Raw genomic sequence first — 25,005 nt, 5'->3', positions numbered from 1 at the left:
TAACAACGAATCTGCTTTCACAGGTTCGGTAAAGGAGAAATGTTATGAATTTAGGTATTCCTAAAACATAAGTAAATAATAGAGTGAACGGTCAGTCATTTCATTGGTGTTCACGTTAAGTGATGTTACCTAACGTTAAAACTAAGGAGATTTTGTGAATGCCTTCACAAAAAGTGCCTGTAAAAAAAGCCTTTCACATTGGAAAGGCTTAATTTTATAGAATTTTTTAAATTTAGAAGTGGAATACACCCAAGCCAGATTTAATCTCATCCAACGTTTGTTGGGTAATATCACGGCATTTATCGGTACCGGTTTTTAAAATATCCATGATGTAGTCAGGATCTTTTTGCAATTCTAAACGGCGTTCACGGATCGGGCCGATGAGCTCTTTTAGCACACCCTCAAGACGCTTTTTCACAGTACCATCGCCTAGGCCACCACGACGATAGTGTTCTTTTAATTCTGCAACAGCATCTTTATCAGGGTCGAATGCATCGAGGTAAGTAAATACGACGTTACCTTCAACTTGACCTGGATCTTCAATACGTAAATGATTTGGATCGGTATACATTGCATTAACAGCTTTCTTGATATCTTTATCAGTTGCGTCAAGCACAATAGTATTGCCCAAAGATTTAGACATTTTTGCTTTACCATCAAAACCTGGCAAGCGACCTACATTAGAGAGTAAAGCTTTACATTCAGGAAGTACGTCACGACCAATTTGACGATTTAAACGACGAACAATTTCATTGGTTTGTTCAATCATTGGAATTTGGTCTTCGCCGACAGGAACGACAGATGCTTTAAACGCTGTAATATCGGCAGCTTGAGCCACTGGGTAGCATAAGAAACCTGCAGGAATGTCACGCTCAAATCCACGCATTTGAATCTCAGATTTGATGGTTGGATTACGCTCTAAGCGAGAAACCGTCACAAAGTTCAAATATAACATGGTCAATTCATTCAATGCTGGTAAGCATGATTGAACGCAAATCGTGGTTTTGGTTGGGTCAATTCCTACAGCAAGATAATCGGTTGCGACTTCAATAATATTGCGACGAACTTTTTCGAAGTTATCAGCATTATCAGTTAAGGCTTGAGCATCAGCTAAAAGAAGATGTTGATGATGCGAATCTTGTAAACCTACACGTGAACGTAAAGAACCTACAAAATGACCTAAATGTAATTGTCCAGTCGGACGGTCGCCAGTCAAAATCACTGGACGATTATCTTGAGTACTCATTATCTGTTCCAAAGTGGTAGTCAAAGCTACGGCTGATTTTCAAAGAATGTCCCCATTGTACGGCATTCTATTTTTGATTGTTACTGACACAGCACAATTGACTGAAAAAATGGGTGAATATTTTGTTAATTATTAAAAAACTAAATACAATTTTAGCGTTAAATAGAATTAGAATATTAAAAAATGCCTAAAGGATAAAAATAATGGCGAGTAGCTTATTAATCTTACTTGATGATATTGCAACTGTGCTGGATGATGTTGCTGTCATGAGTAAGATGGCAGCCAAAAAAACAGCGGGTGTCCTTGGAGATGATTTAGCACTGAATGCGCAACAAGTCAGTGGTGTCCGCTCGGATCGTGAACTTCCAGTTGTTTGGTCTGTGGCCAAAGGTTCTTTTGTTAATAAATTAATTTTGGTTCCGGCTGCTTTATTGATCAGTGTGGTTGCACCTTGGCTGATTACACCGCTTTTGATGATTGGTGGTTTGTTCTTATGCTATGAGGGTGTGGAAAAAGTCCTGCATAGTTTGCATCATAAAAAAGCCAAAACAGAAGAAGTTGCTCGTGAAGAGATGACTCATATTGAAACGGATTTGGTAACTTTTGAGAAAGAAAAAGTCAAAGGTGCCATCCGGACCGATTTTATTTTATCTGCTGAAATTGTGGTGATTTCATTGGGTACGGTTGCAACCGCTGCATTTGGGACCAAGGTCATGGTGCTTTCGGTGATTGCAATTATAATGACCGTTGGTGTTTATGGTTTTGTCGCGATGATTGTCAAAATTGATGACTTAGGGCTTTATCTCACTCAACAAGCATCACAATTTAAAAAGACCGTTGGACAAGGTTTGTTGGCATTTGCACCTAAGTTGATGAAGACATTGACCATTGTCGGTACGATTGCCATGTTTTTAGTGGGTGGTGGCATCATTACCCATGGTGTGCCTTTACTACACCATTTTATTGAAGGCTCTGTAGATTATGCAGAACATATTCCTACAGTTGGCAGTATTGTGGGTGCATTAACACCGACTTTAATCAATTTAGTGACAGGTTTTATTGCAGGTTTAATCGTGCTGTGCGTCGTATCTTTAGTTCAAAAAGTATGGCCAAAGTCGCAAAAGGATTAATCTGTAAACGCACGGATATCAACTATTTTATATAAGGAAGATCACTATGCGCTGGAAAGGTCGAAGAGTTAGTTCAAACGTAGAAGACCGTCGCGGTGGTGGCGGTGCAAAAGCGGGTGGTATCAGTATTCTCGGTTTGGTTGTGGCATTTGTTGCGTGGAAATTTTTTGGTGTAGATCCGCAGCAAGCTTATCAGGCGACTAAACAAGTGACTTCACAGGGTCAAACGGCTGAAGTTAAAGGTCTGGATAATCCAACGCCTGAACAACAAGAAGCGATGGATTTTGTTGGAACGGTTTTGGCCGATACGGAAGATACATGGACTAAAGTCTTCCAAGAACAGTTAAATGCTCAGTATAAAGCGCCTAAATTGGTTATGTTTAATGGTGTGGTCAATTCAGGTTGTGGTACAGCACAAGCGGCAATGGGGCCGTTTTATTGCCCAGCAGATCAGAAGGTCTATATTGATACTGCATTCTTTAAAGATATGCGTACGCAAATGGGCATCACGGGTGAACAAAATCAAACAGAATTGAGTCGCCAAGATCAGGCGGGAGATTTTGCGCAAGCCTATGTCGTTGCCCATGAAGTTGGACATCATATCCAAACGATTTTAGGCATTTCTGAGCAAGTCCAGCAGGCCCGTGCGCAAGCATCTAAAGCTGAGGGTAATCGTTATTCGGTTATGCAAGAACTGCAAGCAGACTGCTTTGCGGGTATTTGGGCGCATCATAATCAACAGCGTACCCAATTTTTAGAGCAGGGTGATGTAGAAGAAGCGATGGACGCTGCACATAAGATTGGTGATGACTATTTACAGAAAAGTGCAACAGGGCAAGTGGTCCCAGATAGCTTCACGCACGGCACCAGTGAACAACGTATGAAATGGTTCCAGACAGGGTTGAAATCAGGCAATATCAATAGCTGTGATACCTTTAATCAAGCCATTTAAAACAAAAAAGAGGATGCAAAACATCCTCTTTTTTTCATTGAAAAATAGATTGAAGCTTATTTGTTGAGAAATGATTTGAAGTTTCGAACAATACGATAGCTGACATACAATGCGGCAAATGCAAATAAAGCCACGCCAAAAACTGTATATTTAAGGCCTGAAATATCGTTTTGATAGAACTGTTTTAATTGGGCATCGCTATAGCGTAATTGTTGTTTTTGTCCAGTGCGGCTATTGATGAAACTCACATTTTGGATATATTGAAATTGTCCGATTTTCAGTAAATCGAGGTGTTGAATTTGTCGGGTGTGTTGCTGATTAAATTCATCGAGACAAATATCTTGTGCATAGTTTTCACAATTCATTTTGGCAAGATAACCATTATTCGCCAGCATGATAAATATCGCACGATCGGGTGATTCATTATTGGAGACCAAAACCAATTGTTCTTTGGGTGTTGAATCCAGTGAGATCGTTTTTGCCTGACTAAAATAGTGCTCAGCACGTAAAATTTCCTGTGTCTTACTATAGCAAGTGAGGATCAGGGCCGCCGTAATGATAAAGATCACCGCAGCAAAAAAGAGTCGAAAAACAGTTTTAATAGTCTGATGCATAGGAGAAATCATGTAGATGATGAAAATGCATAAAATCTATGCAGGCTTGCTATGTTAAATGATCTTGATAAAAGATGTGAAAAAAACTGAATTGATACACGGTATTTAGATAAAATTCGTTAAAATATTTTATTTTTAAATACCAAATAATTTAGTATTTATTTTTAAAATACCTATATCTCACTCTGTAGGCGACACAGCACCAAAATTGGGAACGAAATGGGAAATTATTTTTTTCTACAGGTTTTTACCGTTATTTTTGCACTTTCGATTGCAACCACGATTTTTAATAAACGTATCTTGGGTTTTCCACAAGCCATAGGTGTTCCCATTGTTTCTGCAATTTTTGTCTTTATTTTGCAATGGGGCGCAAGCCTGCTCAATGGCAATCAATTTGTGACGATTAATTTGCACAATATTGAAGAGGCCGTTCGTCATATCGACTTTTATGACTTTTTAATTAATGGCGTGATTTGTTTTATTTTGACCTCATCTGCCTTGAAATTTAAAGTTTCAGATTTACGTTTGCATTGGAAGCCGATCAGTATATTGGCCAGTATTGCCTTGGTGCTTTGTGCGGTGTTTTTTGGTGTTGCTTTATATGGTTATCAGTTCTTAATTGGTCATCATGTTGATTTATTGGTGTTGTTATTATTAGGTGCGGCTTTAGGTGCGACCGACCCGATTGGGGTCAAAGGTGTACTAAGTTCGGTACGTGCGCCACATCATTTGATGGTGAAATTAGAAGGCGAATCTCTCTTTAATGATGCCATGTGTATTGCCGTGTTTATGACTTTACTCAATGTCTTGCAAGGTGAGCATTTTACCGTCCTTGGTACGCTTGAAACACTGTTATATGAAATTGTTGTTGCAATCATTATTGGTTGGGCATTTGGTTTAGGGATTTTACGTTTACTCCGCGGTAAACATGAAATGGAGTCCTTGATTTTAACCACAGCATTATTGGCAAGTGGTTCATATCTAGTCGCTTTATTCGCACATGCATCTGCACCAATCGCATGTGTTATTGGTGGTTTGATCGTTGGGAATAAATGGAAAGAAATTCTTCAAGATCGAGAAATAAGGGAAGTGAACCATTTCTGGCATACCGTGGAAGGAATCATCAATTCCTTTTTATTTACCCTGATCGGTCTCGAGTTATTTATCTTAGATTTAAGTATCAGCTTGATTTTAGGTGGTATGGTAGCGTTTATTATTTTGCATGCATCGCGCTTTGCAGCAAACTATTTATCCTTCGCATTTTTCCCGAGTTTCCGTAAAAAAAGCTATAACGGTAGTCTTGCGATTTTATCCTGGGGTGGGGTTCGTGGAGGCATTTCATTGGCTTTGATTCTCGCTGTTGCCAATATTCCTGAACTTAGTGAATACAGTAGTATTTTGATTGGATATACATTTATTGCGGTATTAATGTCGGGGCTCGTGTGTGGTCTAGGTTTACCTGCTGTGATGAATGCTTTTTATTACAATCCCAATGAAGAAACCAAAGGCTTTAAAGGTTGGTACCAAAGAATGTGCCATAAAATGAATAAAAAGGGCTTCCAATATATTGTGGGTGAAGATATCCATGGTAATGAAACTATTACGGTTTATAACCCAGAAGCGTTAATCGATACTAAAGCAGATGATGGTGTAGCTGCGGTACATAACCCAGAAAAAGTGCAAGAAGTTCGTCGTTTAGAGAACCCCGAAAACTTCTAAAACTGATTTGTTTGACTTAAAAAAGGAAATGCTTGGGCATTTCCTTTTTTATTTCTAGTTGTGTTCCATCAAGTAACATCAAAAGTCGGGAAATTATGACTGGTCATTCATCGGTATTATTGTGACTTGCATCACACAAATAAGTGTTTGTTATTACTTGTATAAAGATGGATCTAAAATCTGAATGTATTGATAAAAATATTAAAATATTCAAACAATTATGCAAAAAAATACACAAAGCATGATAGAACGCACACAATTAAAAAAATTGTTTTTAATGAGTTGTAATCAAAGAAATTATTAGTCACCAACAATTCATTACAAAACCAAAAAGCATAAAAACGGCCCTAATACAAATAAATGAGGTTTTACCTATGCCGCAAATTTCTGTCATTTCTAAAGAAAGTCATAAAGTCTTAGATCAAGTTGAATCCAATCAAATTGGGCTTATCGAAAATTCTGTCATCGTAGTCAAAATCCGGAAAGAGGATGTTGCTTCAATTACAAAGAATGGTGCTGACGTAATAATCACCTTAAAAAAATGGGGAAGTGATTACTGTACAAAACTATTTTAGTGAGGCGACACCAGACAATAGTTTGGTATTTGAGGGTGAAGACGGTACATGGTATTGGGCAAAATTTACAACAGCCAATGGTGATATTGCGGATGTTATTCAGTATCAACTTTTAGAAGAAATTAAACTGCTGCTTTATAACGATTCATTGACGGATGTAATTTTACCCTGAATTGCGGGAGCAGATGGTGCTGGTTTATTGGGGGCAGCTATTGTTGGTGAATCTGATTATTCTGGTGGTTCTAAGGATACGACTAAACCTCACGCGTCTAAAGATGTGGTGATCACCGATGATGGTGAGCACGTCACAGGTGAAGGTGAGCCGGGTACAACGGTAGAAGTAAAAGATCAAGATGGCAAAGTCATTGGCGCAGGCACAGTGGATTTATCAGGGAATTTTGATGTTGAATTTAAAAATTAATTAACCAATGGTGAAACCATTGAAGTCACTGTGACAGATAAAGTAGGCAATGATCAATTCACCACCAAAGCGGGCATTGATACAGTTATTTATAAAGTATTGGATCAAGCAGATGCAACGGGTGGCAATGGACATGATACTTGGAATGACTTTAATGCGTCTGAAGGTGATAAAGTGAATATCAAAGCCTTGTTACAAGGTCAAAATGTCAATCAGTCGAATATTGATCAGTTTGTTTCGGTGAAATCTGATGGCAAGGGCAACACTGTGATCAGCATTGATCGTGATGGAACAGGGTCTAAATTTGGTGATAAAGTTGAATTACTCACTTTGAAAAATACCGATGTGACTTTGCAAGACTTAATCGATCACAACCAATTACTGTACTAATCTGTCAAAATTAAGTATTAATCAAAGAGAACCTTCGGGTTCTCTTTTTTTATGCGGCTCAAAGGAGATCAGATGAAGCAGAGTGATGAATTGGCAACGCAAATTTTGTCGGTCATTCAATTGATACCGCAGGCGAAGATTGCCACTTACGGACAAATTGCCAAATTAGCGGGTTTACCGAAGCATGCACGACTGGTTGGCTATGTACTCAAGCATTTAGATGCAACATCAACGATCCCATGGCATCGGGTGGTGAATGCTCAGGGAAAAATCAGCACGCAGCGTTGCAATGAAAAAGGTGAAAATATCCAGCAATTGAAATTGGCAGCTGAAAATGTCTTTGTGGTGAATGGACGCATCTCATTGAAACAATATCAATGGATACCTTAAAAAATCCTTGCCTTAAACATAGAATTTTAATTTTATAATTGATGAAGTAGTCAATAAAAAGCCCTCTAGGATCAGAAGGCTTTTTATTTCACGCTATAAATCTAATGGCTTATTTGCGTACAACCAAAACAGGAATGTCTGAAGCACCTAGTACGCTTTGAGCTACGCTGCCCAAGAAGAATTTTTTGATCCCTGTACGGCCATGTGAACCAATGATAATCAAGTCCGCATGTGTTTCTTCTGCAGCTTTAACCAGTTCAGTATGCACCACTTGACCTTCAAGTAAGCGAGTTTCAACAGTGACACCTTCAGTTGAAAATTTCGCTTTTGCTTCTTCAAGTGTATTTAAAATCGATGCACGAGCACGTTCAATTAAATCATTGGTTTGTGTTGCTGAAATATACTCTGCAGCAATATATGGATCGAGCGTCAGTACTTGAACCACAGTAATTTTACTGCCAAAAGTTTTTGCAAACTCGACAGCTTTAGCCACCGCAGCATAAGAAGTTTCTGAACCGTCCACTGGAACTAAAATATTATTTAAAGCCATCTTATTTCTCCTTATCTGATCAATTGAATTTGGATGGAAAAACCTGAAAAAAAGTGCTACTTACATTGATCATAGTTTCATCATACGCTTTTTTATTTGGGAATAAAACCAAGTAAATTCATAAGGATATTGCGAAATTTGCAATAAAAATATTGCAAAAATATAGACTTGTTTTCACCTCGCTTAGCGATAGCAAAAATGCTCAATAATGTAAGCAGCTATGTCTAGATTGTAAGACAATTTGGTGCTGAAAAAATTAAGCCTAGATAATTCATCCATCAGTGGACATGGTTTCAATCACACCGTTTCTCTTGCTCTGTCAGGGTAATATGCAACGCTTGTTGCTCAAGCAAGCTTAATTTATGCAACGCATCTTCAGGGAAAATCTGTTTTTGCAGGCGTTGAATTTGTCGCGCTGATAAATGCTGATTGGCACAATACATCGCAGCTTCATTAGCGCGCGCAACACTGACTAATTTCTCCTGATCATTGAAGTCGAGACGAATGATTGATTGCTGTGCTCGGCTAAGTTGAGCCATGCTGCGCTTTTGTTGCATGCTCAATAAAGGCTGTTTATTAATCCAAGTCGCCACATCACGTCGCACACCATTATAGTCAACAAAAATAGGTGAGACGATTTGGCAGCCCGTTAAGGTCATGACGGCAAGGCTGAGGGTCAGACAGGCTTTTTTTATCGAATTGAATTGCATGATAAAACTCTAATTTTTAATCAAAAAATATAGTAAATAGGGCTAAAAATAGCATAATTTGCTTAAATAGTAACATCTTGAACTTTGCTTGTTTAAACTCTGAACAATTGCAAACAAAAATGCTTGACGATAATGTGTGAAATCTAGATAATGCCACCACAGTTTACGGCTATGTAGCTCAGTTGGTTAGAGCACCGCACTCATAATGCGGGGGTCACAAGTTCAAGTCTCGTCATAGCCACCATTTTTATAGACCAAGCTCTCAGCTTGGTCTCTTTTTTTGTGCCTAGAAAAAGTCAAATAGATTGAAATAATTACAGCACTAATAAAATAATCTATTTACGATGTTAATGTAGAAATAAAAGAGAACTCAAATCTTTGATGTTATGAATTGATGTCCTAACTTTTGAAATACACATCTCAATTATTTTTTATTCTTACTGCTGCGTATTTTGCGCCTATAAAAAAGCCCAGTTATAGAACTGGGCTTTTTTTAATTTGAATCGAGTAATTAGATACCCGGTTTCCAACCATTCACGATTGGGTAGCGTCGTTCACGGCTAAATGCACGTGAGCTAATACGTGGACCAATCGCGCCTTGGCGACGTTTGTATTCGTTTAGATCAACCAAACGGATGACTTTTTTCACGACTTCAGCATCAAAACCTTTGGCAATGATGTCATCTTGGCTCATGTCTTCTTCGATATACGCATACAAGATGGCATCCAATACTTCATATTCAGGTAATGAGTCTTGGTCTTTCTGATCTGGACGAAGTTCCGCAGAAGGTGGACGAGTAATTACACGTTCAGGGATCACTGGTGTTTCTGAAATGCTGTTACGGTATTTTGCTAGTTCAAATACAATCGTTTTATAAACGTCTTTAAGAACCGCAAAGCCACCGACCATGTCACCGTACAATGTACAGTAGCCAACAGATAATTCAGACTTGTTCCCTGTAGAAAGGACTAAATTGCCGAACTTGTTCGATAAGGCCATTAGCAACGTACCACGAGAACGCGCTTGTAGGTTTTCTTCAGTCGCATCAGTCGGTGCAGCGCCAAAGAAAGGGAATAAGGTTTGCATAAAGCCATTCACAATTGGATTGATTTCGGCAATACCAAAAGTTACGCCCATATTCTTGGCTTGTTCAGCAGCATCTTCAACGCTGATTTGCGCGGTATAGGTATATGGCATCATGACCGCTTGAACTTTATCGGCGCCAATCGCATCGGCAGCAATCGCTAAAGTTAATGCTGAGTCAATACCACCAGATAGACCTAAAATCACGCCAGGGAAGCCTGAACGTTGTACGTAGTCACGTGTTGCGATCACAAGGCTTTGGTAGATTTCAGCCATGGTATTTAATACAGGCGTGATTGCACCTGTTTTAAAGGCTTTTTGTTCAGCATCGTATTCTGCGATATATAGATCTTCAACAAAACTTGGTGCTTGCAACGCAACTTCACCTGAATTGTTCATCACAAAGCTTGTGCCATCAAAGACAAGGTCATCTTGACCGCCCACTTGGTTGCAGTAAACCAGATTGATGTTCAATTGTTTGGTCAATGCACCCATGGTTTCAATGCGATGCTGTGGTTTACCAACTTCATAAGGTGAAGCATTCAACACCAAAGCGGTTTCAACATTTAACTGAGCAAGCTGTTGAACAGTTGGTAAAGCCCAAACATCTTCGCAAATCAACACACCAAACTTATGACCTAAATATTCAAAGACAAGGTGTTGATGACCCTCACTGAAATAACGTTTTTCATCAAAAACGCTATAGTTTGGAAGATTTTGTTTATTGTAAATCCCGAGAACTTGACCATTTTTCATGACAGCAGCAGAGTTATAGCGCTGACCATCTTCAGTTTGATTCACAAAACCAAAGACTAAAACGATGTCCTTAACGTTCGCCAATTGTTCAAAAGCTTGCTGTGTACGTTTATTTAAACTTGGACGTAATAATAAATCTTCAGCAGGATAACCAACTGTAGAAAGTTCAGGAAAAACAATAATATCTGCGTTCTGTTCTTTTGCAGCATTGGCTTGTTGAAGCATTTTTGCTGCGTTTGATTCTAGGTTACCAATATGCGGAGAGAACTGAGCAAGTGCAATTTTAAAACTATTCATTCCAACTAAATCCTATTCCTATAGGTGAATACACTTAACACACTGATTTGTATTATTGTGATTATTCAGCGAGTGTATTTAGATACGAAAAATACTGCCGAAAGGCGAAAACAAAACACCATCATCGTATGATAATTCACTTGTTTTGATGCAAAGCAAAAAAATAAGGTGAACCTATTTTATCTGAATTTAAGCGAGATACTAGAGGTATTCATAGCTTTTAAAAGCCTAGCTGAGCTTATGTGCCATAAAGTAAATATTAATGCTGTTTTTTTGTACTTAAAATAGCGTCAATGGTCGAGCAATAGCGTGAAATAGAATGATCAGGCGATATTTAATTTTATCTATAAATATTCGTCAAAGAGCATTGACGCTTTACAGCTCAATTTGATGAACAAGTTCTGGATATAAAATAATATTTTTAATTCGCTTTAAATAGATGTCACGAGCAATGTCACCTTGTTGCTCAATGTTGTAGTCAAAAAATGCCTTGTGTGGTTTGAGGGTATAGCGGTAAGGATTATATTTTTTAAAACTGAAGAAATACGCCATCTGTAAAACAGCACCCCGGCCCAAAACATTGATCTGCTGCTGGTATTGATAAACATGGGCCATCTCATGAATAAACAGGGCGCGATATCCTAAGGACGCTTTGGCATAGTCCGCTTTAAACAGTAAATTTCGTGCATGGATATACCCCTGAGGCGCCATGACCACATGCGCCGATTGCCAAGGCAAAAAAGGGTGATTCATCACTTTCACTTGTTCATATTGAATCAAATCCCCAAACACACTCTGACACATGGATATTTCACCTGCCGTGAGGGATCGATATTTAAAACCATCAAGTTTTAACAGTCGGATGAGTGTAGGAAAGAAGGGCAACATGATGAAAAGTTTCTAGAGTTCCAAAGGGATGTGTAATTTTACTATAACCTGAAAATACAATATCACGCTGTTGCGCTGTATTTAAAAAGCGATATTTTTGCATCTGCTACAGCGAAACATCGGTTAGGGCGTTACAATTCAGTTTTCGGTCAAACAGATAATCAGATGCAAGCACGGATCAATACTTTAATTTCTGAAATCAGCAAAAATATGTATGAACGTGAGCAGATTATTGCTTTGAGTTTGTTGGCTGGTGTTGCGGGTATGAATACCTTTTTATATGGTTTGCCCGGCACAGCAAAAAGTTTGATTTCGCGTCGAATAGCCTCTGCTTTTGAAGTCCATGACTATTTTGAATATTTGATGAATCGTTTCAGTACGCCGGAAGAAATTTTTGGGCCAGTTTCTATTAAAGCTTTAAAAGAAGATCAATATATACGTAAAACAGAACATTATTTACCACGGGCAGATTTTGCTTTTTTAGATGAAATTTGGAAAGCCAGCCCTGCGATTTTAAATACTTTACTGACCTTGGTGAATGAGCGGAGTTTTAAAAATGGTGACATTGTCCAAAAAGTTCCATTGAATGTTTTGGTTAGTGCATCGAATGAAATTCCCGAACCAAATCAAGGTCTAGATGCATTGTATGATCGTTTTATTTTGCGTTTAGAAGTGCCGCCGATTGCTATTGCAGAAAACTTCCATGCACTATTAGAGGCCAAACCGAGTCAAGTCAGTGTTGAAGTCGATGCAACTTTAAAAATAACAAAAGCAGAGTTACAAGATTGGCGGGAACAGATTTATCAGGTGGATTTACCCGAATCGATTTTAAATCTGTTTGATCAACTTAAAACTCGACTCAATCATAACTTTGAAGATCACGTGGTCTATGTCTCTGACCGTCGTTGGCAACGTGTGGCTTATTTAGTCAAAGCCTGTGCATTTTTAAATGATCGTTCATCGGTGATTTTGAGTGATTTATTAATTTTAAAACATTGTTTATGGAATCAGCCTGAAGACATTGCCTTTGTATCGCAGCAGATAGATGAAGTATTGGCTGAAAATGGCTTAAATTACAGGTTACAGTTCGAACAGCATGTGGCAGAGAAGGATGCACTTGAACAGCGGGTGCTCAATCATTTTTATTATACTGATGATGTGTATGAGAGTTATTTAATTCATGGCACTGATTACTTGCGTGCAGTGACCAATCTAGATCGACACTATAAAGATAAAGTATTGTATCTCGAACTAGATAAAATGGATACGAAAAAGGACTTCTTTGCCTTAGATGATACTGGTGAAGAAGTGCGTGGCATCGTGTGTAATTTTAATGGTTCAAGAGTGTGTACGTTAAAAGGTGGTTATTACGGCCTAGAAGAAGTGGTGACGCCGTACATAAAACATACCAAAGGTAGTCCGCGCAGCTCTCTTTCAGCACAAAGCCAATTTGAGCTGTTACACGAGGTTCAACAGCTCAAAGCACTGTTTCAAACAGAATTGGATCTGTTGACGGAACGCTTTAATAGCCAGAAGCATCAGTTCAATTCTGTCTTTGTCACTGAACAGGATATTCAACAATTAATTCAATCTATTGAGCAGCAATTGGCACGATATCAGTTGCAATTGCAAGATTGTGAGCGTCTGGAACAGTTATGTCGCAATTAAAACCGACACGACAACAAACCCAATCGGCACTCGATGAATTAAGTTCACAACTTTATGATGAATTAAAACAATCCAGTTTAAAACATTGGTTGGATGATCATAAAGTTGCAAAAAAGCTCGATCAAAAAATTCAGGAATGGGCCTTTCAGGCAAAGTCGAGTTTAGATCAGCAGCATCCCTATGCAATGGCGCAGCAGCAATTGGAACATTGGCTTGCGATAAAGCATTGGGAACAGGGCGATTTTGTTCAATTCCACACTGAATATGCTGCCTTCATGCAAACCTTGGGGATTCCAGAATTCACTGAAATGTGGCAACAGAGCCAACAGTCGTTGCTGACCGAGCAACAGCGTCAATTACACATTGAGCTATTCAAAGGTAAATGGCAGCGCAAATTGACTGAAGCTATTGCGCATTGGGAGTTTGAGCAGCTCCGTTTACAACGAGATGCCTTTTTAGATGAAATCAAAGATTTTCTTGCGACATTGTCGAAAATGGTCAAGCACCATGACAGTGTCGGGTTTGAAACTGGGATTTTTCTGGACTATTCCAAAGGGCAATTAACTGAGCATGATGTACAGAACTTTGAGCAATGGGCGAATTATCTCGAGCAAGATCGGGCGCTTAAACGTCTATGTCAAATGATCGGAAGCGCACAGCCGAATAGGCCTCGTAAGCGGATTTCTGCTCAGTTAGAACAAGAGCCACAGCAGCTTATTCACACCCCGATGGCGCAAGAGGAAATTACTGGAATTAAATTGGCACAAGAACTCAGTATGGCTTTACCTAGCGAGTTGGCGCTGTTAGCCGATCCAGACTTGCAAGTTTTATTTGATTTGAAATATTTAGAATCTAATCTGATGAGTTTTAATCGACAAGGTCAGCAACAGGGGCGGGTGATCGAAGACCCACGCCATACACAGCGTCGAGTCGGACAAAAAGGCCCGATGATTGTCTGCTTAGATACCAGTGGCTCAATGAATGGGCAACCTGAACTGATTTCCAAAGCGATTTGTTTGTATTTATCTATTCTAGCGCTAAAAGAAAAGCGAGCGATGTATTTGGTGAATTTCTCGACCAATTTAACTGCGCTGAATTTACAGCGTAACAGCGCTTTGGATGATGTCATTCACTTTTTAGGGCAGTCATTTCATGGGGGAACCGATATTATCCCTGCGATGAATCATGCCGTAGACATGCTGAAACAACCGAATTTTGTACATGCCGATGTGGTGGTGATTTCCGACTTTATAATGGGTCAACTGACTGAAGAACTCATGCAAGAGATCACACATTTTAAGCAGCAGGGCAATGGATTCTATGCTGTGGCTATCGGTAATTTTAAACTGGATCATTTAGACGACAGCCTGTTTGATCATCAATGGGTCTATCAATCTGCGACTGGCGAAGTGCAAAAAATCTAATAACCGTCCCTCACAAAAAATACGCCATGACCTTTAATGACAAGCTTTTGAGCCATACAGCATCGATGTTTTAAAGATTGTCTGACAAAGAAAATATTTGAGCATTTTTGCAAATCTAGAGGACGGTTTTGCTAATGGCCTAGTGATCTATCTCACTTAATTTGATCTCAATCTATGTGTTTTTACTTCAATCGACATGAAGTCAATGAAGGGGAAACACCCAAATTGAGAGCAAAATCATGAGCGCTTTTCAACCGATAAAAAAAACTTTAGCACGCGTATTTGCAGGCCCTGTCTTTGACCCAACAAAACAGTCTGCCGTTGTTCCTATTCGTCATATGAAATTTGATTTCGAACCCGAAAAAATTGATCCAAAATTTTATATGAATGCAGAATTGGCCAGTGCCTATTTTGCGTCATTGTCTATTTTCTTAACTCGTGGCGAAGATTTGGTGATTGATACTGCTCGATATCATCGTGACTTTATTCAAGATCCTGTATTAAGACAACGTGTCACGTCGTTGATTGGGCAAGAGGCCATTCATTCACGTATGCATGAAGAAATGAATGAAGCATATCGCGCAAGAAATCTGCCTGTGCAATTTTTTAGAAAGTTAGAACACTACGTCTTTGCCTATGGTTTTGAACGTATGCCACAGCCAATGAAGTTATCTTTAATGGCAGCAATTGAGCATTTCACCGCAGTACTTGCGGAATACATGATGAATCATGAAGAAATCTTTTTTAATTCAATAGATGAAAAGCAGCGCGCCATTTGGATGTGGCATATGTTGGAAGAGTCTGAACACAAAGATATTGCCTATGATGTTTATCAAGAATTATCAGGTAATTATGCTTTACGTATTGCTGGCTTTTTCCCTGCATTAATTACCATTTTGGGTTTGATTTCGATAGGCGCTTCGATTGTGCCGTTTTACAGAAAACCGTCGAACTTGATTAGCCTAAGTTATTGGAAAGATGTTCCGCGCAGTTTCCAACTGATTTTTGGGTTAAAAGATGGTGTTTATGGCAGCAGCCTCGGGCATATTTTTGACTATCTACGACCAAGTTTTCACCCGAATGATCATGACACTTCTGCATTTCTTGAATATTACAAAAAGCGCCTGCTGAACCCTGTTGATGGTGTGTTGACACCTTATTTCGTCAAAGAATTTACACCAGCATTAAAACGATAAAAGGACAAAACCATGGGTCTATTTGGAAAAAAGAACAAGCCAAGTGAAAACGCCTATGCGGTGGTCACAGGTGCAGGCAGTGGTATAGGAAGAAGCTTTGCTTTGGAGTTGGCACGTCGTGGTGGGACAGTGGTCTGTGCCGATATTCATTTAGAGGCAGCGCAAGAAACGGTGGATCAAATTCAATCCATGACATCATCAAATGCTTATGCGGTGCAGTGTGATGTAGGTAAAGCTGAAGAAGTAAAAGCATTGTCAGAGCAAGCTGAGCAGTTGATGGGGCATGCTGTGACCTTGGTGATCAACAATGCAGGCGTCGGGCTGGGTGGTAAATTTGATGAACTGAGTTTAGACGACTGGCAGTGGTGTATGCATGTCAATTTGTGGGGTGTGGTGCATGGCTGCCATTATTTTGTACCCAAGTTGAAACAAAATAAGCAGGGGGGCGCGATTATTAATGTTGCTTCTGCTGCGGCATATACCGCTGCACCAGAAATGACAGCATATAACGTGACGAAGTCGAGTGTGTTGGCATTGTCTGAAACTTTATCGGCAGAGCTCAGATCGGCAAATATCCGTGTGAATGTACTATGCCCAACTTTGGTGCCGACCAATATCATGAAAAATGGACGCTTACCCAATCGATATTCAGGCTTGGCTGATCAACTGCTGATGAATCATGCATTTACGACGAGCGACGATGTCGTCAATTTGACATTGAATAATTTAGATGCAGGGAAGTTGTATACCATTCCGCAACCTGATGCCAAATTATTTTGGTGGTTAAAGCGTCTATCCCCGCAAACCTATACCCGCTTATTGGGGGTGGGTTATCCCTTATTTAACAACTATATTAAAAAGTCGGGAGCAAAAGCATGAACATGCCGACACAATTACATGATGAAGATGTAAAAGCATTAGATCAAGAGAAAACTCAAACTAAAAAGGCAACAACGCAAACTAATGCAAGTCGTACTGTAACGTCTTCTGCCAAAGCAAAAAAAGCAGTACAAGACCAATCAGAGTCAGAGCCTAACCTAGAAAAACCAAGCGTAGAAAATCAAGTGCGTGTCTACGATACCATTGTGATTGGTGCGGGGATATCAGGTTTAGCTGCTGCTCATCAAATGAATGAACGGGGTTATACAGATTATGTGGTTTTAGAAAAAGCCAATCGCGTGGGAGGTACATGGCGCGACAACACCTATCCAGGTTGTGGATGTGATGTTCCTTCGGCGTTGTATTCTTTTTCATTTGCTCCGAGTCATAAATGGAGTCATTTATTTGCCAAGCAACCTGAGATTCTGAACTACTTAGAGGATGTGGCAGAGCAGCATGGGCTTTATCGTAACATTCAGTTCAACTGTGAATTGATTGCAGCGGAATGGAATGAGGAATTAAAGCAATGGCAATTGGAGACGAGCAAAGGTAAGTATGCGGCGAGAACGGTAATTTTTTCCACTGGGCCGATTACTGAACCTCAAATTCCAAAAATTAAAGGTATTGAAAGCTTTGAAGGTGAAATGTTCCATTCTGCGCGATGGAACCATGCCTATGACTTAAAAGATAAACGTATTGCGGTGATTGGTACGGGGGCATCTGCGATTCAGTTTATTCCTCAGATTCAACCTATTGCCAAAAAAGTGGTGGTGTTTCAACGGACCGCGCCATGGGTATTGCCAAAAGCAGATTTACCACTGAATGACCGTGCGAAAGGCATCATTACCCGCTTTCCAACAGTACAAGAAACTTGGCGCAAAAGTGTGGCCGGTATATTAAATGGTATTAATTTAGGACTACGTAATCCTTCGCTTTTAGAGCCTGTGAATTATTTGGGTCGTCAGTTGTTAAAAACACAAATTCAAGATGCTGAATTACGTGAAAAAGTTACACCAAACTTTTCTATTGGTTGTAAGCGTCTTTTATTTGCCAATAATTTTATCCTGCTTTGCAGCAAGCCAATGTCGAACTTGTACCACATGGTTTAGTTGAAATAGAAGGTAATACTGTTATTGCTGCGAATGGTGAACGTCATGAAGTCGATGTCATTATTTGGGGCACAGGTTTTGAAGTTTCTCATCCGCCGATTGGGCAGCGTGTAAAAAATGCCAAAGGGGAGTTATTGTCAGAACTTTGGAAAAACAGTTCTCCTGAAGCGTTTTTGGGTACCAGTATCGCGCAAGTACCTAATGCCTTCTTGGTGCTTGGGCCAAATATTTTGGTTTATGACTCATTTATTGGGATTGCAGAAGCACAGGTTGGGTATATCGTTGATGCTTTAGTAAAAATGAAACAAGAGAAGATACAACGGCTTGAAATTAAGCCAAATGTATTGGCCTATCACAATGCAAAAGTACAGACGCATTTACAGACTACGGTCTTTAATAGTGGCGGTTGTAAGAGTTATTACTTAGATGCCAATGGGCGCAATTTTGCAGCTTGGCCGTGGTCACTGAAACAGTTAAAGCTGCGTCTTAAACATATGGACTTGGCAGACTATGAGACGGTTGCCTAGAGAATATTGCTTAATAAAAGTTACTTAACTTAATAAGCCAAAATAAAGCATCATCAATATTTAAACCTTTTGTTTACAGCCTAATTTCTACGTGGAATTAGGCTTTTTTTATGACGATATCTGATGAAGCAGTGTGAGATTTTCTAGAAAATGGCGATTTAAAATACACTCAGCAATAAACAGCATACTTTATAGCTTGTGAGGCATCGTTTTATCTAATGATTGAGCAGGAAAATTCAGTCAGATAGGGCTGTTTTAAAGTGCAAAATATATCTAGCTGCATAAAAAAACCGCCCCAAAGGGACGGTTTTTAGATTCGCACAATTCTTTCGAATTAACGACCTTGGATATCGCGTTGAGTTTCGCCAGTGTAAAGCTGACGAGGACGACCGATTTTGTAAGGTGCGCTGTGCATTTCTAACCAGTGGCTGATCCAACCAACAGTACGTGCAAGAGCGAAGATTACAGTAAACATTTCTGTTGGGATACCAATCGCTTTAAGGATGATACCTGAGTAGAAGTCTACGTTAGGGTATAGGTTACGTTTGATGAAGTATTCGTCAGAAAGCGCAATACGTTCAAGTTCCATAGCCAAAGCAAGTTGTGGATCGTTGATACCAAGTGCAGTTAACACTTCGTCACAAGTCTCTTTCATTACTTTCGCACGTGGATCGAAGTTTTTGTAAACTCGGTGACCGAAGCCCATAAGTTTAACTTCTTTAGTTTTCACTTTTTCCATGAACGGAGCAACGTTTTCTACAGTGCCGATTTCATCAAGCATCTTAAGAACAGCTTCGTTCGCGCCGCCATGAGCAGGTCCCCATAGAGCCGCGATACCCGCAGCGATACATGCGTATGGGTTAGCGCCAGTAGAACCAGCAAGACGTACTGTAGAAGTAGACGCGTTTTGTTCGTGGTCAGCATGAAGCGTGAAGATACGGTCCATTGCTTTAGCAAGAATAGGGTCAACTTTGTAATCACGGTCTGCAGGAGTAGCAAACATCATGTACAAGAAGTTTTCTGCGTAGCTTAAGTCGTTACGTGGGTAAACGAATGGTTGGCCTACTGTGTATTTGTAAGTCCAAGCAGCTAAAGTAGGAACTTTAGCGATTAAGCGAATAGCAGTGATTTCGCGGTGGTCAATGTTTTCAACATCGAAACCGTTGTGATAGAACGCAGAAAGCGCACCAACAACACCACACATGATCGCCATAGGGTGAGCGTCACGACGGAAACCATTGAAGAAACGGCCAACTTGATCGTGAACCATAGTGTGGTTACGAACTTTAGCATCGAATTCTTGTTTTTGTTCAGCAGTAGGAAGCTCGCCGTTCAAAAGAAGGTAGCAAGTTTCTAAGTAGTCTGCTTTAGTAGCAAGCTGGTCGATTGGGTAGCCACGGTGTAGAAGAACACCTTTACCGCCGTCAATGAAAGTGATTTTAGATTCACAAGCAGCCGTTGAGACAAAACCAGGATCAAAAGTAAAGTGACCTGCGGCCAACACATCTTTAACGTCAATTACATCTGGGCCTAGAGTGCCACTGTAAATTGGTAAGTCAATTTCTTTGCCATCAAGCTGTAAAACGGCTTTTTTGCCAGTTGCTTCAGACATTCAATAGATCTCCTGTCCTGGTGAATGTTTTATCTGACTCAGTACTAATCTTTTAATGCGAGAATCAGACAGATCAAAAATTTGCTCTAAGATTAGAGGGAACTGAAATTTTGTCAATTATACTTATGGATATAAATTGAGGATCATTCCTTGAAATGAAGCACAATTCATCCGCTTAAAAAATGAGTAAAATCACAGTGCCGACGCAGTATAATAAGTCAATTTGCAGGGGAGGTGCAGATTAAAAAAAGCCTATTGCCTTAATTGTAAGCAATTTTTAATTCTTAAAAACTCTGAAACAAATATGAATTACAAGACCGCTATTTCATTAAATTATTATAATTTTCGTAACTTACACACATTTTTGGCTCTAAATTGCTTTTTTCTTATTCATAATTAAAACGACTTAATCGTACTTAAAAAAAAGTTCGTTTGGTTAAAAAATAGTTAATTAAACGCCTTTAAAAGATCAATAAATAAGCATTTTTGTCATTGGAAAGGTAAAAAATGGAGTTTTATTAAACAGATTTGCTGTTGCTGAGATTTTTATGCACAGACTAAGTACTTATTTCGTTTCATGATCTTTGAGTTTTATTATTTGAGAAAATGATGCACATTTATTTTTATGATTATGGCTTGGCGAATGTGTTGGAAAATTTTAAAATGTAGTGGGAAAAGAAAGATTTAGATTTGTTCATCTTTAGTCTAAAAGTTTAAATCGCCATATACACACAAAAACAATAAGTGGGATTTACATTTAACTGATTAAAACCAACAACATAGTATGATTTTCTTAGATAAATAAGGTATTTGTTTTTAGAAAAGTTATTGTTAATGATTCTTATTTAAGGATATTTTGCAAAATTCCTAATTGTCTTCGTTTGTGTTTTGAAAGTTCACGTTTTATAATTCCCTGTCGTTTATAAGATCAGACAGCTGCAGAGTTTATTATATTGTAATGTCTGACTATGCTAGCTTTCCTACGAATTAATTCCAACAAACTCCGGATGGAGTTTTTACTTACAGGATGCCCGCTGTGAAAAGCAACAGACCTGTCAATTTGTCCATGGGTCAAGTTTTAGACGTAAACTTAAAATCCCCTGTGGCTATTGCATCAATTTTACACCGTCTATCAGGTGTTATCGTATTTTTACTCGTACCGGTCCTTCTTTGGATTTTAGACAAATCTTTATCTTCACCTGAAGGTTTTGCGCAAGTTCAAGCTGTGTTTGATAGCTTTATTGTGCGTTTTGTCGTATGGGTATTTGTAGCCGGCTTAATTTATCACCTTATTGGTGGTATCAAGCATCTATTTGCAGATCTTGGCGTTGCTGAAGAACTTCAAAGTGGTCGTATCGCAGCTACTATTTCATTGATCTTGTCTGCAATCGGTATTGTTGCAGCATTTGTATGGATTGTTCTCTAATGAAAAGTGCTACAGGTTTAACAGGATCAGGTTCTCGCGATTGGTTTATCCAGCGTGTAAGTGCCGTTGTATTGGCTGTTTATACTATTGTTGTACTGGGCTGGATCCTTTGCAATAGCGGATTCACTTTTGAGCAATGGTATGGCTTTATGATGACAACACCAATGAAGATTATGTCTTTATTGTCTGTCTTATCTCTTGTTGCGCATGCTTGGATTGGTATGTGGCAAGTATTCACTGACTATGTGACTACTCGTCAAATGGGTCCTTCAGCAAACGGTCTGCGTTTAGTGCTGACTTCTGCAGTGATTGTTGCAGTATTTGCATACGCGATCTGGGCGATCCAGATTTTTTGGGCAAATTGATAGGAAAATATCATGGGCGCTATAACCCCTAAAGAAGATTACACAAATATTCCACACCTAACTTTCGATGCAGTCATCGTTGGTGGTGGTGGTTCAGGTATGCGTGCTTCTTACCAACTTGCTCAAGCTGGTTTGAAAGTTGCTGTACTGACTAAAGTATTCCCAACTCGTTCACATACTGTTGCAGCGCAGGGTGGTATTGGTGCATCTCTTGGTAACATGCAAGAAGATAACTGGCACTACCACTTCTACGATACAGTTAAAGGTTCTGACTGGTTAGGTGACCAAGACGCAATTGAGTTTATGACTCGTGAAGCGCCTCAAGTTGTATATGAGCTTGAACACCTAGGTATGCCATTCGACCGTAATGCTGACGGTACAATTTACCAACGTCCGTTTGGTGGTCATGCTGCGAACTATGGTGAAAAACCAGTTCCACGTGCATGTGCTGCTGCCGACCGTACAGGTCATGCTCTTCTTCATACGCTTTATCAAAGCAACGTGAAAATGGGTACTCAATTCTTCGTTGAATGGATCGCACTTGATTTGATCCGTAATGAAGAGGGTGATGTGCTTGGTGTGACAGCAATTGACCAAGAAACAGGTAAAATTGCAGTATTCCAAGGTAAAGCAACATTGTTCGCTACTGGTGGTGCTGGTCGTGTTTACCGTGCATCTACTAACGCTTATATCAACACTGGTGACGGTCTTGGTATGGCAGCTCGTGCAGGTATTCCATTACAAGATATGGAATTCTGGCAATTCCACCCAACAGGTGTTGCGGGCGCAGGCGTATTGTTGACAGAAGGTTGTCGTGGTGAAGGTGCGATCCTTCGTAACGATGCTGGTGAGCCGTTCATGGAACGTTATGCTCCGACATTGAAAGACTTGGCACCTCGTGACTTTGTATCACGTTCTATGGACCAAGAAATTAAAGAAGGTCGTGGCTGTGGTCCTAAGAAAGACTACATCTTGCTTGATATGACGCATCTTGGTGCTGAAACAATCATGAAACGTCTTCCATCTGTATTTGAGATTGGTAAGAAATTCGCGAACGTTGACATCACTAAAGAGCCAATTCCTGTAGTACCTACAATCCATTACCAAATGGGTGGTATTCCTACAAATATTCATGGTCAAGTGGTTGTTCCTGTATCTCGTGAAACTGAAGCTTTGGTTGCGAACTACAATAAAGAAACTGGTGTGTACTCACACAATGCGGGTGACCGTGATTTCACTAAACCAGTGAAAGGTTTCTATGCAATTGGTGAATGTTCATGTGTATCTGTACACGGTGCTAACCGTCTAGGTACAAACTCATTGCTTGACTTGGTTGTATTTGGTAAAGCTGCTGGTGAACATATTGTTGACTATGTAACTAAACACCACGGTGATGAATATGCACCGCTTCCTACAACTGTTCTTGAAAAAACTTTGAATCGTGTTCGTCATCTTGATGAATCAACTTCTGGTGAAAATGCTCAAGAAGTTGCAGATGCAATCCGTGACATCGTTCAAGATCACGCTGGTGTATTCCGTACATCTGCACTTCTTGAAGAGGGTGTGAAACAGATTCTTGCGCTCGAACCACGTGTACGTAACATTCACTTGAAAGACAAATCTAAAGTATTTAACACAGCGCGTGTTGAAGCTCTAGAAGTTGAAAACCTGTATGAAGTTGCGAAAGCGACACTGATTTCTGCGGCTGCACGTAAAGAATGTCGTGGTGCGCATACAGTGGTAGATTTTGAATTACCACCTGATCATGCTGACTACCCATACGGTCGTCGTGATGATGAGTGGATGAAACACACTTTATGGTTCTCTGTAGATAACCGTCTTGAGTACAAACCAGTACGTTACAAGCCTTTATCTGTAGATGCTATTCCGCCTAAACCACGTACATTCTAATTGGGAGAAGTAAGATGAGTAGAGGTACTCGTACATTTAATATCTACCGCTACGATCCTGATAAGGATGCAGCTCCGTACATGCAAACTTTTAAACTAGAGTTGACTGATAAGCATCGTATGTTGCTTGATGCACTTCTAGCATTAAAAGTTCAAGACGAATCATTAACATTCCGTCGTTCATGTCGTGAAGGTATTTGTGGTTCTGATGGTGTAAACATTAATGGTAAAAATGGTTTGGCGTGTCTTTGGAACCTAAACGACTTACCAGAAGTGATCACAATTCGTCCACTTCCAGGTCTTCCAGTAATTAAAGATTTGGTTGTAGATATGAATCAGTTCTACGATCAGTACAATAAAATCCATCCGTTCCTAATCAACAATCAGCCTGCGCCTCCTAAAGAGCGTTTGCAGTCTCCTGAAGAGCGTGAACATTTAGATGGTTTGTACGAATGTATTCTTTGTGCATGTTGTTCAACTTCATGTCCATCATTCTGGTGGAACCCAGACAAGTTCTTGGGTCCTTCAGCATTGTTGAACGCATATCGCTTCATCATTGACTCTCGTGATACAGCAACTCAAGAGCGTTTGGCTCGTCTTGACGACCCATTCTCATTGTTCCGTTGTAAAGGTATCATGAACTGTGTATCTGTATGTCCTAAGGGTCTTAACCCAACTAAAGCAATCGGTCACATCCGTAATATGCTTTTAGATCTAGGTTAATAGATTTAGCAGTAAAAAGAAGCGCACCATTGGGTGCGCTTTTTTTTGTCATATATAAAAGTGATGATAGTGAAAGTTATTCGCTGTCATTGCAGATTGTTATAAATGGATTTCATAGAAACGTAGTGAATTAAAAGTATAAAGTGATAGATAAATGGTTATTTATTGATGAAACGCTCGTTCAAGTCTGTCAAAAGGATTAGAAGATGTTATTATGTAACGTAGTAAAAAGAGAGAGGATAGGAATGTCAGCTCTCTTTTGTTTTTGTATATGAGATGAGGTAATAATCGAACGTAGACTTTTGTCTTAATTGAAAGATCATTTTATATGTAGCACCATATCATAGATGAAAATACAAACAGTGTATTTCGCTAATTTATGAGGGGTATGTGTCAAAAAAATCAATTGAAAATGCTCGAACGTGTTAGCATTTAGAGTATCAC

23 protein-coding genes, 1 tRNA gene and 1 pseudogene are annotated in these 25,005 nt (G+C 39.5%); 18 read left to right on the top strand and 7 right to left on the bottom strand.

Features of this window, described 5'->3' with window-relative positions:
- Window positions 1-232: 232 nt before the first annotated feature.
- A complete protein-coding gene (trpS, locus tag FTU75_RS06185; RefSeq protein WP_180007457.1) occupies window positions 233-1,246 on the bottom strand; it encodes a tryptophan--tRNA ligase in 1,014 nt (337 codons plus the stop codon).
- Window positions 1,247-1,449: 203 nt separating this feature from the next.
- Between trpS and FTU75_RS06180 the strand changes: the two genes are divergently transcribed.
- On the top strand, window positions 1,450-2,376 hold the full coding sequence (locus tag FTU75_RS06180) for a DUF808 domain-containing protein (protein WP_180007458.1): 927 nt from the start codon (window positions 1,450-1,452) through the stop codon (window positions 2,374-2,376).
- Between the two features lie 46 nt (window positions 2,377-2,422).
- Window positions 2,423-3,328, top strand: a complete 906-nt coding sequence (locus FTU75_RS06175) for a neutral zinc metallopeptidase (RefSeq protein ID WP_180007459.1) — start codon at window positions 2,423-2,425, stop codon at window positions 3,326-3,328.
- 56 nt (window positions 3,329-3,384) lie between these two features.
- On the opposite strand, the gene FTU75_RS06170 is transcribed toward FTU75_RS06175, so the two are convergent.
- Window positions 3,385-3,942 (bottom strand): hypothetical protein, encoded by a 558-nt coding sequence (locus FTU75_RS06170; RefSeq protein WP_180115397.1) that lies wholly within the window; start codon window positions 3,940-3,942, stop codon window positions 3,385-3,387.
- A gap of 219 nt (window positions 3,943-4,161) precedes the next feature.
- On the opposite strand from FTU75_RS06170, the gene FTU75_RS06165 reads away from it, so the two are divergent.
- From FTU75_RS06165 to FTU75_RS06150, 6 genes are all read left to right on the top strand, one after another.
- Window positions 4,162-5,661, top strand: coding sequence for a sodium:proton antiporter (locus tag FTU75_RS06165; RefSeq protein WP_180042274.1), 1,500 nt, complete (start codon window positions 4,162-4,164; stop codon window positions 5,659-5,661).
- Between the two features lie 374 nt (window positions 5,662-6,035).
- Window positions 6,036-6,236 (top strand): BapA prefix-like domain-containing protein, encoded by a 201-nt coding sequence (locus FTU75_RS18400; protein ID WP_257223721.1) that lies wholly within the window; start codon window positions 6,036-6,038, stop codon window positions 6,234-6,236.
- Complete coding sequence (locus FTU75_RS18395; RefSeq protein WP_180035355.1) at window positions 6,211-6,408, top strand: hypothetical protein; 198 nt, start codon at window positions 6,211-6,213, stop codon at window positions 6,406-6,408. The genes FTU75_RS18400 and FTU75_RS18395 overlap by 26 nt, the downstream gene beginning before the upstream one ends.
- Before the next feature lie 27 nt (window positions 6,409-6,435).
- Entirely contained in the window at window positions 6,436-6,657 is a 222-nt protein-coding gene (locus FTU75_RS18390) for an Ig-like domain-containing protein (RefSeq protein ID WP_257223720.1), read from the top strand.
- Between the two features lie 30 nt (window positions 6,658-6,687).
- Window positions 6,688-7,047, top strand: a complete 360-nt coding sequence (locus tag FTU75_RS06155) for a type I secretion C-terminal target domain-containing protein (protein WP_180115396.1) — start codon at window positions 6,688-6,690, stop codon at window positions 7,045-7,047.
- 72 nt (window positions 7,048-7,119) lie between these two features.
- Window positions 7,120-7,437: an MGMT family protein gene (locus FTU75_RS06150; protein WP_180115395.1), complete on the top strand. Its 318-nt coding sequence runs from the start codon at window positions 7,120-7,122 to the stop codon at window positions 7,435-7,437.
- Between the two features lie 109 nt (window positions 7,438-7,546).
- Here FTU75_RS06150 and FTU75_RS06145 read toward each other — a convergent pair whose 3' ends face one another.
- Together FTU75_RS06145 and FTU75_RS06140 are read right to left on the bottom strand one after the other, a co-directional pair.
- The gene (locus FTU75_RS06145; RefSeq protein ID WP_078193002.1) at window positions 7,547-7,987 is read right to left on the bottom strand and encodes a universal stress protein; all 441 of its coding nucleotides are present in this window, start codon (window positions 7,985-7,987) and stop codon (window positions 7,547-7,549) included.
- A gap of 293 nt (window positions 7,988-8,280) precedes the next feature.
- Window positions 8,281-8,697: a hypothetical protein gene (locus FTU75_RS06140; RefSeq protein ID WP_078193001.1), complete on the bottom strand. Its 417-nt coding sequence runs from the start codon at window positions 8,695-8,697 to the stop codon at window positions 8,281-8,283.
- Between the two features lie 167 nt (window positions 8,698-8,864).
- Between FTU75_RS06140 and FTU75_RS06135 the strand changes: the two genes are divergently transcribed.
- Window positions 8,865-8,941, top strand: a tRNA-Met gene (locus FTU75_RS06135).
- Between the two features lie 267 nt (window positions 8,942-9,208).
- Here the strand turns inward: FTU75_RS06135 and FTU75_RS06130 are convergent.
- Both FTU75_RS06130 and FTU75_RS06125 read right to left on the bottom strand, forming a co-directional pair.
- Entirely contained in the window at window positions 9,209-10,834 is a 1,626-nt protein-coding gene (locus FTU75_RS06130; protein WP_180024107.1) for an NAD+ synthase, read from the bottom strand.
- A 375-nt stretch (window positions 10,835-11,209) separates the two neighbouring features.
- Window positions 11,210-11,725: a hypothetical protein gene (locus FTU75_RS06125; RefSeq protein WP_180115458.1), complete on the bottom strand. Its 516-nt coding sequence runs from the start codon at window positions 11,723-11,725 to the stop codon at window positions 11,210-11,212.
- Between the two features lie 162 nt (window positions 11,726-11,887).
- Between FTU75_RS06125 and FTU75_RS06120 the strand changes: the two genes are divergently transcribed.
- The 5 genes and pseudogenes from FTU75_RS06120 (at window position 11,888) to FTU75_RS06100 (ending at window position 18,525) form a co-directional block, all read left to right on the top strand.
- The gene (locus tag FTU75_RS06120; protein ID WP_180115394.1) at window positions 11,888-13,390 is read left to right on the top strand and encodes an AAA family ATPase; all 1,503 of its coding nucleotides are present in this window, start codon (window positions 11,888-11,890) and stop codon (window positions 13,388-13,390) included.
- Window positions 13,378-14,814 (top strand): VWA domain-containing protein, encoded by a 1,437-nt coding sequence (locus FTU75_RS06115; protein WP_180115393.1) that lies wholly within the window; start codon window positions 13,378-13,380, stop codon window positions 14,812-14,814. The genes FTU75_RS06120 and FTU75_RS06115 overlap by 13 nt, the downstream gene beginning before the upstream one ends.
- A gap of 239 nt (window positions 14,815-15,053) precedes the next feature.
- Window positions 15,054-16,010, top strand: coding sequence for a metal-dependent hydrolase (locus FTU75_RS06110; RefSeq protein ID WP_078192996.1), 957 nt, complete (start codon window positions 15,054-15,056; stop codon window positions 16,008-16,010).
- A gap of 12 nt (window positions 16,011-16,022) precedes the next feature.
- A complete protein-coding gene (locus FTU75_RS06105; RefSeq protein WP_180024111.1) occupies window positions 16,023-16,889 on the top strand; it encodes an SDR family NAD(P)-dependent oxidoreductase in 867 nt (288 codons plus the stop codon).
- A pseudogene (locus FTU75_RS06100) lies at window positions 16,886-18,525 on the top strand (flavin-containing monooxygenase). Before FTU75_RS06105 ends, FTU75_RS06100 begins: the two are co-directional and overlap by 4 nt.
- A 334-nt stretch (window positions 18,526-18,859) precedes the next feature.
- Here FTU75_RS06100 and gltA read toward each other — a convergent pair.
- On the bottom strand, window positions 18,860-20,137 hold the full coding sequence (gene gltA, locus FTU75_RS06095; protein ID WP_078189909.1) for a citrate synthase: 1,278 nt from the start codon (window positions 20,135-20,137) through the stop codon (window positions 18,860-18,862).
- A gap of 1,027 nt (window positions 20,138-21,164) precedes the next feature.
- Here gltA and sdhC point away from each other — a divergent pair.
- Genes sdhC through FTU75_RS06075 form a run of 4 tightly spaced genes read left to right on the top strand, consistent with a single transcriptional unit; the run spans window position 21,165 to window position 24,561 of the window.
- On the top strand, window positions 21,165-21,563 hold the full coding sequence (gene sdhC, locus FTU75_RS06090) for a succinate dehydrogenase, cytochrome b556 subunit (protein WP_078192993.1): 399 nt from the start codon (window positions 21,165-21,167) through the stop codon (window positions 21,561-21,563).
- Window positions 21,563-21,928: a succinate dehydrogenase, hydrophobic membrane anchor protein gene (gene sdhD / locus FTU75_RS06085; protein ID WP_078192992.1), complete on the top strand. Its 366-nt coding sequence runs from the start codon at window positions 21,563-21,565 to the stop codon at window positions 21,926-21,928. Before sdhC ends, sdhD begins: the two co-directional genes overlap by 1 nt.
- A gap of 12 nt (window positions 21,929-21,940) precedes the next feature.
- Window positions 21,941-23,839: a succinate dehydrogenase flavoprotein subunit gene (gene sdhA / locus FTU75_RS06080; RefSeq protein ID WP_078192991.1), complete on the top strand. Its 1,899-nt coding sequence runs from the start codon at window positions 21,941-21,943 to the stop codon at window positions 23,837-23,839.
- A gap of 14 nt (window positions 23,840-23,853) precedes the next feature.
- Entirely contained in the window at window positions 23,854-24,561 is a 708-nt protein-coding gene (locus tag FTU75_RS06075; protein ID WP_078189905.1) for a succinate dehydrogenase iron-sulfur subunit, read from the top strand.
- Window positions 24,562-25,005 lie beyond the last annotated feature (444 nt).

It is taken from the genome of Acinetobacter sp. YH12140, from assembly GCF_013418475.1.
GTDB lineage: Bacteria > Pseudomonadota > Gammaproteobacteria > Pseudomonadales > Moraxellaceae > Acinetobacter > Acinetobacter amyesii.
This window is presented reverse-complemented; position numbering and strand designations above follow the sequence as displayed.